The sequence below is a fragment of the Mesorhizobium humile genome (assembly GCF_033977215.1).
Lineage (GTDB): Bacteria > Pseudomonadota > Alphaproteobacteria > Rhizobiales > Rhizobiaceae > Mesorhizobium > Mesorhizobium humile.
Genome location: NZ_JAVIIV010000018.1, coordinates 136,367 through 148,943, shown reverse-complemented (window position 1 = coordinate 148,943; position 12,577 = coordinate 136,367). Strand labels below are relative to the sequence as shown.

General features: G+C 63.5%; 16 protein-coding genes. 2 read left to right on the top strand and 14 right to left on the bottom strand.

Annotated features, from left to right (window positions below):
- The 8 genes from RFM52_RS24500 to RFM52_RS24465 all read right to left on the bottom strand — a co-directional run.
- A partial coding sequence (locus RFM52_RS24500) for a PRC-barrel domain-containing protein (protein ID WP_320327875.1) occupies positions 1-107 on the bottom strand: 107 nt, incomplete at its 3' end.
- Positions 108-177: 70 nt separating this feature from the next.
- Positions 178-384, bottom strand: coding sequence for a dodecin family protein (locus RFM52_RS24495; RefSeq protein WP_112099570.1), 207 nt, complete (start codon positions 382-384; stop codon positions 178-180).
- Between the two features lie 96 nt (positions 385-480).
- Positions 481-1,326 (bottom strand): 3-deoxy-8-phosphooctulonate synthase, encoded by an 846-nt coding sequence (gene kdsA, locus RFM52_RS24490; RefSeq protein ID WP_320297936.1) that lies wholly within the window; start codon positions 1,324-1,326, stop codon positions 481-483.
- Positions 1,323-2,207, bottom strand: coding sequence for a VOC family protein (locus tag RFM52_RS24485; protein ID WP_320297937.1), 885 nt, complete (start codon positions 2,205-2,207; stop codon positions 1,323-1,325). Before RFM52_RS24485 ends, kdsA begins: the two co-directional genes overlap by 4 nt.
- Positions 2,208-2,277: 70 nt before the next feature.
- Entirely contained in the window at positions 2,278-2,568 is a 291-nt protein-coding gene (locus RFM52_RS24480; protein ID WP_320297938.1) for a Dabb family protein, read from the bottom strand.
- Between the two features lie 100 nt (positions 2,569-2,668).
- Positions 2,669-2,797, bottom strand: a complete 129-nt coding sequence (locus RFM52_RS24475; RefSeq protein ID WP_320297939.1) for a hypothetical protein — start codon at positions 2,795-2,797, stop codon at positions 2,669-2,671.
- A 164-nt stretch (positions 2,798-2,961) separates the two neighbouring features.
- Positions 2,962-4,950: a bifunctional 2',3'-cyclic-nucleotide 2'-phosphodiesterase/3'-nucleotidase gene (locus RFM52_RS24470; protein ID WP_320297940.1), complete on the bottom strand. Its 1,989-nt coding sequence runs from the start codon at positions 4,948-4,950 to the stop codon at positions 2,962-2,964.
- 142 nt (positions 4,951-5,092) lie between these two features.
- On the bottom strand, positions 5,093-6,358 hold the full coding sequence (locus RFM52_RS24465) for an NAD(P)/FAD-dependent oxidoreductase (RefSeq protein WP_320297941.1): 1,266 nt from the start codon (positions 6,356-6,358) through the stop codon (positions 5,093-5,095).
- Positions 6,359-6,530: 172 nt separating this feature from the next.
- Between RFM52_RS24465 and RFM52_RS24460 the strand changes: the two genes are divergently transcribed.
- Positions 6,531-7,190 (top strand): 5-formyltetrahydrofolate cyclo-ligase, encoded by a 660-nt coding sequence (locus RFM52_RS24460; RefSeq protein ID WP_320297942.1) that lies wholly within the window; start codon positions 6,531-6,533, stop codon positions 7,188-7,190.
- A gap of 17 nt (positions 7,191-7,207) precedes the next feature.
- Here the strand turns inward: RFM52_RS24460 and RFM52_RS24455 are convergent, their stop codons facing one another.
- Positions 7,208-7,540, bottom strand: a complete 333-nt coding sequence (locus RFM52_RS24455) for a hypothetical protein (RefSeq protein ID WP_320297943.1) — start codon at positions 7,538-7,540, stop codon at positions 7,208-7,210.
- A gap of 55 nt (positions 7,541-7,595) precedes the next feature.
- Positions 7,596-8,069 carry an Lrp/AsnC family transcriptional regulator gene (locus tag RFM52_RS24450; RefSeq protein ID WP_040994689.1) on the bottom strand — a complete coding sequence of 158 codons (474 nt, stop codon included), beginning with the start codon at positions 8,067-8,069 and terminating at the stop codon, positions 7,596-7,598.
- Positions 8,070-8,274: 205 nt separating this feature from the next.
- Between RFM52_RS24450 and ald the strand changes: the two genes are divergently transcribed.
- Positions 8,275-9,390 (top strand): alanine dehydrogenase, encoded by a 1,116-nt coding sequence (gene ald, locus RFM52_RS24445; protein WP_127879861.1) that lies wholly within the window; start codon positions 8,275-8,277, stop codon positions 9,388-9,390.
- Between the two features lie 427 nt (positions 9,391-9,817).
- Here the strand turns inward: ald and RFM52_RS24440 are convergent, their stop codons facing one another.
- From RFM52_RS24440 to sseA, 4 genes are all read right to left on the bottom strand, one after another.
- Entirely contained in the window at positions 9,818-10,285 is a 468-nt protein-coding gene (locus tag RFM52_RS24440) for a DUF1203 domain-containing protein (RefSeq protein WP_320297944.1), read from the bottom strand.
- A gap of 144 nt (positions 10,286-10,429) precedes the next feature.
- Positions 10,430-10,987 (bottom strand): OmpA family protein, encoded by a 558-nt coding sequence (locus RFM52_RS24435; protein ID WP_320297945.1) that lies wholly within the window; start codon positions 10,985-10,987, stop codon positions 10,430-10,432.
- A gap of 116 nt (positions 10,988-11,103) precedes the next feature.
- Complete coding sequence (locus tag RFM52_RS24430; RefSeq protein WP_320298077.1) at positions 11,104-11,667, bottom strand: GNAT family N-acetyltransferase; 564 nt, start codon at positions 11,665-11,667, stop codon at positions 11,104-11,106.
- Positions 11,667-12,518 carry a 3-mercaptopyruvate sulfurtransferase gene (sseA, locus tag RFM52_RS24425; RefSeq protein WP_320297946.1) on the bottom strand — a complete coding sequence of 284 codons (852 nt, stop codon included), beginning with the start codon at positions 12,516-12,518 and terminating at the stop codon, positions 11,667-11,669. The genes RFM52_RS24430 and sseA overlap by 1 nt, the downstream gene beginning before the upstream one ends.
- Positions 12,519-12,577 lie beyond the last annotated feature (59 nt).

Sequence of the window (12,577 nt, the reverse complement as noted above, 5' to 3'; positions counted from 1 at the left end):
ATGACGTCCTCGATGCTGCCGATGCTCTTGCCTTCGGTGTTGTAGACAGACGTGCCGATGACGCGCGAGGCGGCAATGGCTTCGGTATGCCCGGACGGGGTGGTCATGGTGGTGCTCCTCTTTGTCGTTGCGATACATTGACAATGAGGGGCTCGGACGAAAGTTCCGGCTTGCTGCTTAGTTGTCGGTGAGGATGAAGGTGACTTTCATGTTGACGCGGTAGGCAGCGATCTTGCCGTCCTCGACGACGATTTTCTGGTCCTGGATCCAGGCGCCCTCGACGTTCTTCAGGGTCTTTGCGGCGCGTGCGATGCCCTTCTCGATGGCATCCTGAAAGCTCTTCTTGGACGACGACGTGATTTCGGTGACGCGGGCAACGGACATGGCTTCCTCCTGCCAAGACGCTCAGTTACGAAAACGAGCGTAGCGCCGGCTTAATGCAACCACAAGCCGACGCAGAATCCATCTGGTGCGTCGGGGTCAGTGGCCCTTGGCGATGCGGTCGAAAGCCATCAGCTTTTCCAGCAGCGCCGGCATGTCCTTGAGAGGCACCATGTTGGGGCCATCCGAAGATGTCGAGTTGTCGGGATCCTGATGGGTTTCGATGAAGACGCCAGCGACGCCGACGGCAACCGCCGCGCGCGCGAGCGTCGCCACAAAACGACGTTCACCGCCCGAGGAGCCGCCCTGCCCGCCCGGCTGCTGCACGGAATGGGTCGCGTCGAAGATCACCGGAGCGCCGATCTCGGCCATGATCGGCAGCGCGCGCATGTCCGAGACCAGCGTGTTGTAGCCGAAAGAGGCGCCGCGTTCGGTGGTCAGCACGTTCGGGTTGCCGGAGCCGGTGATCTTGGCGACCACGTTCTTCATGTCCCAGGGCGCCAGGAACTGGCCCTTCTTCACATTGACGACCTTGCCGGTCCGGGCGGCGGCGACCAGCATGTCGGTCTGGCGCGACAGGAAGGCCGGGATCTGCAGGACATCGACATGCGGGGCTACAACAGCGCATTGCTCCTCGGTGTGGACGTCGGTCAGCACCGGGAGCCCGAACTCCTTGCGCAGATCGTCGAAGATCGGCATCGCCGCATCGAGGCCGGCGCCGCGCGTCGCCGACAGCGAGGTGCGGTTGGCCTTGTCGTAGCTGGTCTTGTAGACGAGGCCGATGCCCAGACGTTCCGTCAGCTCCTTCAGCGCGCCGGCCATGTCGAAAGCGTGCTGGCGCGATTCAAGCTGGCACGGGCCGGCGATCAGCGACAGCGGCGCATTGTTGGCGAAGACGACGTTGCCGACGGTTACCGATGCATTGGGCGCCAGGGGCTTGTTCATGGGATCTCCCGGAAGATGAAGGCGGCACCCTGCCCGGGCGCCGGCGCAACGACGATATCATCGTCGCTCATGTTGTGATCGACAGCGCCGGCCGCAAGCGTGCGTGCGGCAGAAGCTTTGTCGCGGATCGAGAAGATAATCGCCTCAAACCGCAAATGCGGCGACGGCTTGGCCGCAAGGCCGAAGCGCTGCAGGTAGGTTTCGGGCGTGACGACGCTCAGGATTGCGTTCGGCAGCCGCACCGTGTCACCCGTCCCGAGGTCGTCGGCACTCGCGCCGGCGGCGATCGAGATCAGCCCGATCTGCGCAGAAGGCGTGCCGCTAACCGCAACCACTTCGACGATGCCGGTCACGCCATTGGCGTGCGCCTGGAGCGCCGTGCGATCGATCTTCGGCGCGTTGACGCGCTCGCAGGCGAAGAGGAATGCGTCCGACGCCTCCTTGCCGACCGCGAAGGCCAGCTTGAACGACGCCGTATCGCTCTTGCCGTTCGCATCGGTGAAGGCGCGTGAAAAACCCAGCATGTCGCCGGCCGACAGGCCGGCTTCGACAAAGCGCGTATGGTCGGCATCGGCATTGCCGGTTCCAAGCACGACGGCGGAAAAACCCTCCTCGCCCAGCCGCTCGCGATAAAGGCGGTCGCGCGCTACGAAGACATTGCCGGCCGCAACCGCTTGTCCCGTCGCCTGTTCATTTCCCAACGCCAGCGGCTCGAGATAGGTGCCGTCGGCGAAGAAGACGCAGGCATTCTCCGTGCCGAAGGGGTGGATGCCTGTCGGCGCGACGACAAAGCCGAGCGAGGCCAGACGCGTTCGAGCGGCATCAAGGCTTCCGGTTGGCAGCACGAGATGGTCGAGCGGATGGGCGGAGCTTTTGATCATGCCGGCGCGGTGTGCCCCATTCCGGCCTGAGGTTCAAGAGCGGCGGACCAATGGAGCGTGCTCTGTCGGCTCAGGCCGCGGCCACGACATCCGCCGAATAGCGCAGTTCGCGCAGCGGCTTCACCTTGCTGGTCGTGTCCGCGTAAATCGGATGCGCCTTGTAAGCGGCAAGGGCCGCCTCGTCCTCGAACTCGGCATAGACGACGACATCGATCGCGTTGGAAAACAGATCGACCTTGGTGTTGAGCGCCACCTCGAAATGCTTCGAGTGAGGTATCTTGCCGAGCGCCAGCAGGCCCGAGCGTACAGCCTCGACATCTTCCCTGCGTCGCACGCTGAAGAAAACGATGTGCCGGATCAAGCCAGCCTCCCTGGTCTTCGGTTCAGCGGTGTTTCTGTGGGAGCAATGCCAGGGCGTCAACCGGCAACGATGTCGCGCCGCGATGCGAAGCGGCGAGACCTTACCCGGTAACGTAGCGCACGATGCGCGAAACTTCCCGCACGGTCACGTCGAGGTAGTGACCGCGATTGTAGAGGCCGTCCCAGAGCAGGAAGAAGGTGATGGCGGCGATGACGATCACATAACGCATGGCTAAAACTATCGCATGTGGACGGCCGGAACCAGAGTGGCAAAGGCGCGATTTTGCCAGTTCACTGCTTTTTGCCGGGGCCGCTTTGGCGCCAGCGGAAGACGATAGGGCCGCGCCCGGTGCGCGGCCAGCTCTAGCCAGACCGCACAGCCGGTAGCGCCGGATCACAGCGTGATGCGGTATTTGGCGAAGCCTGCCTCGCCCTCGCCGTCAGGCTCTATCTTCAAGGACTTCACGTCGGTGATGAAATCCTTGGCGCCCGGTCCGGTCTCGAAGACGACGCTGGTGCCGGGCAGCGGCGCGAAGGACCAGTTGTCGTCCGCCGACGGGTTGATCGTGCCCTCGCTGATGACAAAGCGCACGATCACGTCGCGGTTGGTGTCCGGCGCCTCATAGATGATCTTCGAGGCATTGATGTCGGGGAAATTGCCACCGCCGCCAGCGCGGTAATTGTTGGTGGCAACGACGAATTTCGCTGCCGGATCAATCGGTTTCCCGTCGAATTTCAAGTCGATGATGCGATTGGAGCCGGCGTTCGCGACGCCGCCCTTGGCATCGTATTTCGGCGGCTGCGACAGGTCGATCCTGTAGCTGACGCCGTCGATGACATCGAAATTGTAGGATGGGAAGTCGGTGTTGATGAGCGGCTGATCCGCTTTGCCCGGCTCGATATGGTTGAAGATGCCGGCGGACATCTCCAGCCATTCCTTCACATCGGCGCCGGTGATTTCGACGGCACGCACCGTGTTCGGGTAGAGATAGAGGTCGGCGACGTTCTTGATGGCGATATCGCCCGCGGGAACGTCGGTATAATAGTCGGCGCCGTTGCGGCCCCCCGCCTTGAAGGGTGCGGCCGCCGAGAGCAGCGGCACGTCCTTCCACTCCGTGCTCTTCAATATGTCCTTGAGATACCAGGTCTGCGCCTGGTTGACGATCTGCACGGACGGATCGTCGGCAACGAGAGCGAAATAGGAATAGAGCGGCGCCGATGTCTTGCCGACGGGGCGGCGGACATAGGCAAGCGTCGCCTCGTGGTCCTGCTCGAGCGCGGCGATGATGCGCTTGTCGTCGCCGACCGTCGCCTTGTTCTTGTTGTCGACGCGCTCATAGATCGGCCGCGCCTCGGAGGTGGCCGAGACCACCCGCCATTTCGAGCCGTCGCGCTCCAGAAGCAGGTCGATCAGACCCATATGCGACCCCCAGAAGCCGCCCATGACGGCCGGCTTGCCCTGCAGCGTGCCCTTCTCGGTGTCGACGCCCGTGAGCGCCTGGAAATCCTTCTTGCCGGGGAAGACCAGATGCTGGTGGCCGGTGAAGACCGCGTCGATGCCCTCGACGCCGGCGACGAAGAACGAGGCGTTCTCCATCTTGTCGCCCTGCTTGATATCGATGCCGGAATGCGAGAGCGCGATGACGATATCGGCGCCTTCTTCCCTGATCTGAGGCACCCAGGCCTTGGCCGCCTCGACGATGTCGCGCGTCTGGACATTGCCTTCGAGGTTCTTCAGGTCCCAGACCATGATCTGCGGCGGCACGAAGCCGATGACGCCGATCCTGATCGGTTGCTCGGCCCCTGACCCGTCCTTGATCTTCCTGTCGAGGATGACATAGGGCTTGAGATAGAGCTTGTCGTCGCGCGGGTTCGTGGCAAGCGTGGTGCCGCGGATCAGGTTCGCGCAGACGAACGGGAAATTGGCGCCGGCCAACACCTTATCGAGAAAGGACAGGCCGTAATTGAACTCATGGTTGCCGAGCGTCGAGCATTCATAGCCGAGCAGGTTCATGCCCTTCATGACGGGGTGCAGGTCGCCGTCCTTCATGCCTTTCTCGTAGGCGATGTAATCGCCCATCGGGCTGCCCTGCAGCAGGTCGCCATTGTCGATTAGCATCGAATTCGCGGCTTCCTTGCGCACCGCGTCGATCAGCGAGGCAGTGCGCGACAGGCCCATCGTATCGTTCGCTTTGTCGGCGTAGTAATCGTAAGGCAGCAGGTTCACATGGATGTCGGTCGTCTCCATGATCCTGAGATGCGCCTGGTTGGCTGCGGCGCGGGCTGAGAACGGATGCAGCATGATCAGCGTCGCGCCGGCAGCGGCGCTGGCCAGGAATTCGCGGCGGGAAAATCCGCGACGGGAGACGGGCAGCCGTGACATTTTCTTCTCCTCTTCGACAACGCGACGACCCCTGCCCCAGCCATGGAGCATGGCGCTGAAGACACGTTGAGTCCACGCGCGCGGAAAAGCCTTTCGATCACGAGAAGGTGACGCGTCGATGAAGCAGGCGACGGCGAGGAAATCAGCTTTTGTCGTCGTCGCCCTGGGTGATCAGGCGCGCGCTGCGCTGGCCAGTCAAATATATCCATAGCCAGCTAAGCGAGACCGCCAGGCGATTGCGGAAGTCGATCAGGAAATAGATGTGGGCTATGCCCCAGAGCCACCAGGCGAGCCAGCCGGTGAGCTTGATCCAGCCAAAATCGATGGCGGCGGCGCGCTTGCCGATCGTCGCAAGGTCGCCGGCATGCCGGTACTGGAAAGGACGCGTTGCCGTGTCGCCGGCGAGCCGCGCCTTGATCGTCGCGGCGACATGCTTGCCTTCCTGCTTGGCCGAGGGCGCCACGCCCGGCACCGGCTTTCCATCTGGACGCAGCACATGCGCGGTGTCGCCGATGACGAAGATGTCGGGATTGCCCGGCACAGTGAGGTCGGGTTCGACGATCACCCGTCCCGCCCGGTCGGCCGGCACCCCCAGCCACTCGGCCGCCGGCGAAGCGGCAACGCCGGCCGCCCAGATGATCGTCCTTGCCGGCAGATGCCTGTCGCCGAAGACGACGCCTTGGGCGTCGAGCCTGGTGACCGGACGCCCGAGCTCGACGGTGACGCCGAGCCGCTCGAGCGCCTTGCGGGCGTAGTCGGAAAGCTGCGGCGCGAAATTGGCCAGGATCCGGTCGCCGGCCTCGATCAGCACGACGCGCGCCTGGCGTGTGTCGATGTGGCGGAACTCGCCGCGTAGCGTGTCATGCGCGAGTTCGACGATGGTGCCGGCGAGTTCGACGCCAGTCGGTCCGCCGCCGACGATGACCAGCGTCAGCAGCGCCTGACGCTTGGCGGGGTCGGTTTCGCGCTCGGCCTGCTCGAAGGCGAGCAGGATGCGGCGCCGGATCGTCGTGGCGTCCTCGAGCGTCTTCAGCCCCGGCGCGAACGGCTCCCATTCGTCATGGCCGAAATAGGCATGGCGCGCGCCGGTGGCGAGCACCAGCGTGTCGTAGGGAACCGAGCCGCCGTCCTCGAACAGCACGCGTTTGCCGGCGCGGTCGACGCCGGTGACGTTGCCCAGGAGGGTCGTGACGTCCTTGCGGTTGCGCAGCAGATGCCGGATCGGCCAGGCAACCTCCGAGGTCGCCAGTGATGTCGTCGCCACCTGGTACAGCAGCGGCTGGAAAAGATGGTGGTTGCGCTTGTCGATCATGGTGATGCGCACCGGAGATCCAGCCAGCGCGCGGGTGAGTTCGAGGCCGCCGAAGCCGGCGCCGACGACAACGACTTTATGCTCGGTTTCGCTCATTTCATTCCACCTCGCCAGGTGCAATTGCCGTCCATGATGTAAGTGTTTTTGTGCGCTGCAACAACGTTGAATCGGGCAATAACCATGCCCGGGAGTCGTCGCGCGGCGTCGTGAATCCACATGCGACTGCCCCGGCGCAGGTATAGCGTCGAACAAACGACAGGAGCCAAGCATGGCCGACAACCACGACGACGAAGGGCTGGCGCAATACGCCTCGCCGCCCTGCTTCATGCATGAACTCGACCCGCAATACCGGGAGCCGCTCTTAGACTGGACGGATGTCAGACGCTGGCGCAAGGCCGAGCGCGAGCGGCTCATCAATGCCCGCCTTGCCGTCTCAGCCGATGCGCGCGTAGCCATGTCGGCGCGCATCGCGGACGGCCTCGACACGCTGATCGGAGACATAGAAGGCCGGATGGTCAGCCTCTACTGGCCGTTTCGCGGCGAGCCGGATCTGCGGGGCTGGATGGCCTCGATCAACGATCGCGGTGGCCGCACCGCGCTGCCCGTCGTCATCGAGAAGGGACAGCCGCTGGTGTTTCGCGCCTACAAACCGGGCGACCGGCTGGAAAAGGGCGTCTGGAACATTCCGATCCCGGCCGAGGGCGATCCGGTGCTGCCCGACATCGTCATTTCGCCCATCGTCGGCATCGATCCCGGCAACTATCGGCTGGGCTATGGCGGTGGCTTCTTCGACCGCACGCTGGCGGCCATGCCGTTCAGGCCGCTGGTCATCGGCGTCGGCTACGAACTGCAGCGCATTGCGACCATCTACCCGCAGCCGCACGACATTCCGATGAGCGAGGTGGTGACGGAGGCGATGACCGCCTAGCGCCGGCCAGGCCCCGGTCAAACGGTCCAGGTCCAGTCGATCGGATAGTTGAAAATCGGGGTGAACGTCACGCCCACCGCCTCCATATCCCTGCGGCCGTCGACCACCATTTCCTTCAATCGATCCAGCTGCGCCGCATGCTCGTCGGTGTCCCAGACACTGACTTGCACGATCGAGCCCTTCGGCGACACGCCTGCGTAAAAATGAAGAAGCCCCGGCAGCCGCCTGATGGCCGGGATTATGTACTCCGAAGTCTTCTTGCTCGCGGCGTCGACCTCAACGTACCGGCTCGGGTCGAAGCTGGCGCGCGAGACGCGGACGACGGCTGTTGCCGGCAATGACTCGGCCATGGTGATTCTTTCTGTCATATCGCGGCCGCTGCCTCCTGCTGGTTATGTCCGGATACTAGGCCATCTCGGGCCGTAGCCCGACCGCCGTGCGATCGACGATCTCGCGCAGCGCGAAGGACGAGTTGATCTTCGTCACATGCGGCATGGCCGACAGCCATTCCTTGTGGATGCGCTCATAGTCGACGAGATCCTTCGCCGCGATGCGCAGGATGTAATCATATTCGCCCGACATCAAATGGCAGGAAAGCACGTTCGGGCAGCGCTTGATCGCCGCCTCGAAATCCGACAACGTCTTCTCGAATTGCCCCGACAGCGATATGTGCACGATCGCCGTCATCTGGTGACCAAGCGCGGAATTGGACAGCCGCGCATGATAGCCGCGGATGGTTCCGGACTTCTCCAGATTGTCGAGCCTGCGCGAACAGGCCGATTGGGAAAGGCCGACCTTCTCGGCAAGCGCCGCGTTGGGAATCCGGCCATCCTTCTGCAAAGTCTCCAGAATGGCGATATCAATCCTGTCGAGCGGCATTTTTCGTGGTTCCTGCGAATTTCCAGTGATTTCGCGCAACGATTATCGAAGAGCGACCGTTGCCGCAAGTGCATTCGCAAACACATACGCAACGATTCGTGGTTGACTGCGGTTACTGCGTGTCCACCTCCGAGTTCGGAGCCATTGGCATGCACCAATGACAGGGAGAGCGCCCCTTGAAGGGCGCGGACAGGAGAAGAAAAAGATGCGTGTCGGCTGCCCCAAGGAAATCAAGAACCATGAATATCGCGTCGGCCTGACGCCCGGCTCGGTCCGCGAATATGTCGCGCATGGCCATGAAGTGCTGGTCGAGACCGGTGCTGGCGCCGGTATCGGCGCCGACGACAACGCCTATCGCGCCGCCGGCGCGACTATCGCCAAGACGGCCGCCGACGTGTTCGCCAAGTCGGACATGATCGTCAAGGTCAAGGAGCCGCAGCCCAACGAATGGGTCCAGCTGCGCGACGGCCAGATCCTCTATACCTATCTCCACCTCGCTCCCGATCCGGAGCAGACCAAGGGTCTTCTCGCCTCGGGCGTCACCGCGGTCGCTTATGAGACCGTGACCGACGATCGCGGCGGCCTGCCGCTGCTCGCCCCGATGTCGGAAGTCGCCGGCCGCCTGTCGATCCAGGCCGGCGCGACGGCGCTGCAGAAGGCCAATGGCGGCCGCGGCGTGCTGCTTGGCGGCGTGCCCGGCGTGCTGCCCGGCAAGGTCACCGTGCTCGGCGGCGGCGTCGTCGGCCTGCATGCGGCCAAGATGGCGGCCGGCCTCGGCGCCGACGTCACCATCATCGACCGCTCGATCCCGCGCCTGCGTCAGCTCGACGACATTTTTGGTGGCCGCGTGCATACGCGCTACTCGACCGTCGAAGCGCTGGAGGAAGAATGCTTCTCGGCCGACGTCGTCATCGGCGCCGTGCTGATCCCGGGCGCCGCCGCGCCCAAGCTCGTCACCCGCGAAATGCTTTCCGGCATGAAGAAGGGCTCGGTCCTTGTCGACGTTGCGATCGACCAGGGCGGTTGCTTCGAGACCTCGCATGCCACGACGCATGCCGATCCGACCTATGAGGTCGACGGCGTGATCCATTATTGCGTCGCCAACATGCCCGGCGCCGTGCCGGTCACTTCGGCGCACGCGCTCAACAACGCGACGCTGCATTACGGTCTGCAGCTTGCCGACAAGGGCCTCAAGGCGCTGGTCGACGACCATCACCTGCGCAACGGTCTCAATGTCCATAAGGGCAAGATCACCAACCGCGCCGTCGCCGAGGCCCTCGGCTACGAAATGGTCGAGCCGAAGGCGGTTCTTGCCGCCTGATAAATTCGCAGAGATTTCCTTCAGTCGCCCGCCGGGTCATTCCGGCGGGCTTTTTCTTGCGCGCAAACTGGTCGCGCCAAGAAATCCGGGCAACAAAAAAGCGGAGCAAAAGCCCCGCTTCCTCGAATGTCGCGACTGCCGCCGGTCCATCCGCGGTCGGCAAATCATCAACAACTGCTTTCTAGCAAAGGAGTGCGACGGGAATACGACAGTCTTGAAATGCGCCTTTTCTCGCCTCCCGCCAATATGCGCCGTTGTGTGAAATGCTTCACATTCACTCGGCAAGAAAGACGCCTAGAGACGGACCGTTACTGGCGGCCTGAGCCTGCCGGGTCGGACAAGTCCGGCCCGGACAGCACTTGGCCGACAGCTTCTGTCAGACCCTCCAACGGCCCGCTAGACCATCGGCGGGCTTCTTTTTTTCGGGTCATGCCCGCTCGATGCGGCATTGATAGCAATTGTTCCGGGCCGAGCGGACATGGATGTAGGCGATGTCGTCGCGCCCAAACAGCGTCTGCGCGCGGGTGGCAATCTCGCCGGTCGGCGTGACAGCGCCGCTGCCATAGACGATGCGATCGTCCTCGCCGTAGCCCCTGACGATATAGTCGCTGCTTGCAAGCATCTCCGGCAGCGCATCACCCTCGGCGGCGCGCTCGCATTCCTCGGCATGCAGAAAGATCGGGCCGGTTTCGGCATAAGGCTGCAGTTCAGGGAACGGCCGGTAAGCCACGATCAGGTAGCCTTCGCCCGCGGCGACGTTCTTCATGCAGTGCCTGCAGGGCACGCCGTCGCCGTCGGAGACTTGGTGCTCCGGAGTGCGGCCGTAGGCATCGGGCCCTCCCCGCTGCAGGGCGCGCACGGCTTCGGTCGGCAAGGCTTTGAACTGGATGCTCATGGCAAATCTCCGGTGTCGATGTCCGGAAATTATGCCTGCGCGACAGTGTCTCCCACCCGATTCCTGACTGACGGCATGCGCATGTGAAAGAGCCCGGCCGCTTTTAAATGGCCGAGCCCCGTTATCGGCGTTATCGGCTCAGCTTCACCGCACGAAGTCGTCGAAGCGGCGCAGCGTCACGCGGCGGTTGCGCCAGTTCTCCTGCTGGGTTTGCACCAGAAGGAATTCCTCGCCATAGCCGACGGTGTCCAGCGCGTAGGCCGGCACGCCGAATTCACCCACCAACGTGCGCTTGAGCGATGCGGCGCGGCGTTCGGACAGGAGCTGGTTCGAACCGAAAGAACCCACGGCGTCGGTGTGACCCTCGATCAGGATGCGGGCGCCGCGGTCGCGCCGCAGGATGCGGTGGAGCGCGTCGGCAATGATTTCGACCTTGCCGTATTGCGAAGGGGCAATGGCGGCCGAGCCGAACTCGAAATTGATCGACTGGATGTCGATCGAGCGCGCCATGCGCCGCAGATCGGGCCGGCGCTTGAACTCGCGAATTGTGACGCGCTCGTTCGGGCGCAGCTTTTGCCTGGGCGCGGCGTCGAGCTGGCGCTCGATCGTTGCGGCCGAAGGCGTGGTCGCCTGCGCGGACGCCAGGCTCGGCATGGCAATTGCCGCGATCATGGCTACGGCGAATGTACGTCGGCTCAACATGTCTTTCTCCTATAAGCTCGGCCTCGCAATGCGGCCGGGACAATGGCAAAGACAGTCTGAAGCGGCGATGAACGAGGTGTTCAGCCGGTGGCCGTTACGGCTTTTACTTGAACAGCTTAGCCACGCATGACGCTGGCCGACCGCTCGGCGAAGGTCAGCGGATGCACCACTTCCTTCTTCTGCGCCACGGGCGTGAAGCCGAGCTTCTGGTAGAGTGGAAGAGCCGCCGGATGATCGAGCGTGCAGGTCTGCACGGTGACGCGCCTTGGTCCATGCGCCCAGGCCGCCGAGATCGCCGCGCCAAGGAACCAGCGGCCGATGCCCTGGCCGTGCGCATGCTCCATCATGCCGAAATAGGCGAGCTCCACTTCGTCCGGCAGATGCGGCTTGAGGTCGAAGAAGCCGGCGGGGGCACCATCGAGATAGAGCACCCTGATGTCGCGATCCTCGCGGTGCAGGCCGGCGGCAAGCTCCTCGTCGCTCAGCCTCAGCACATTGACCCAGTGCCATTTGCGTCCGACGCGATCCATCAGATAGCGGTAGAAATGGAGCGGGATGTCTTTCGTCTTCAGCAGCGCGATCTGGCGGTTGTAGGGGATTGGCGGCGAAACCGCCGGCGCCGCATGCATCTCCAGGAACGTGACCGTGACATCGATATCTTGCAGCGCGCCATTTTTCATCATTCTTTCCCCGTCACCACCGGCGTGTCGCTGAGACCGCCCCATTCTGTCCAGGAACCATCATAAAGCCGGTTGTTGGTATGGCCGAGCGTCTCCAGCGCCAGCGTGATCGCCGCCGCCGTGATGCCTGAGCCGCAGGACGTGACAACGGGCTTGGAGAGGTCGATGCCGGCATCCTCGATCACCTTGCGCAAGCGGTCCTTGGGCAGCAACTCGCCATTCTCCGCAAGCGCCGTGATCGGAACATTATGCGCGCCAGGCATATGGCCCGAACGGACGCCTTGGCGCGGCTCCGGATCGGTCCCGGCAAAGCGGCCGGCCGAACGCGCGTCGGCGATCTGGCTCTGCCGCCCGCTGACGATCCTGCGCATCTCGTCGAGCCCGACAACCCGGCCCGCGTCGAAATCGGCGTGGAAGACGCTTGGCGCGATCTTTGTCGGCTCAGCCGTCACGGGGCGCCCTTCGGCCTTCCAGCGGTCGATGCCGCCGTTCAGGATGTAGACCTGGAAGACGCCCATGACGCGGAACATCCACCAGGCGCGCGGCGCCGAAAACAGGCCTGGGCCGTCATAGACGACGATGGTGTCGTCGGCCGAAACGCCCATGGCGCCGACATATTGGGCGAAGTGCTGCGGCGAGGCCAATGTGTGCGGCAGTTTCGAATCCGGATCGGAAACCGCATCCTGGTCGAGGAAGCGCGCGCCGGGAATATGGGCGGCATCGTATTCGGCGCGGGCGTCGCGCTTTTGCGCCGGCAGATACCAGGAAGCGTCGATGATGGTGAGGCCGGGCTCGCCAAGCCTCTTTTCCAGCCAATCGGCGTCGACGATGAAAGGGCTGTCCTGCGCCATTTTTTGTTCTCCCTGCCCGCCTCGCCTTATCGCATGATGCCGAAAAGTGTGAAGCGGTT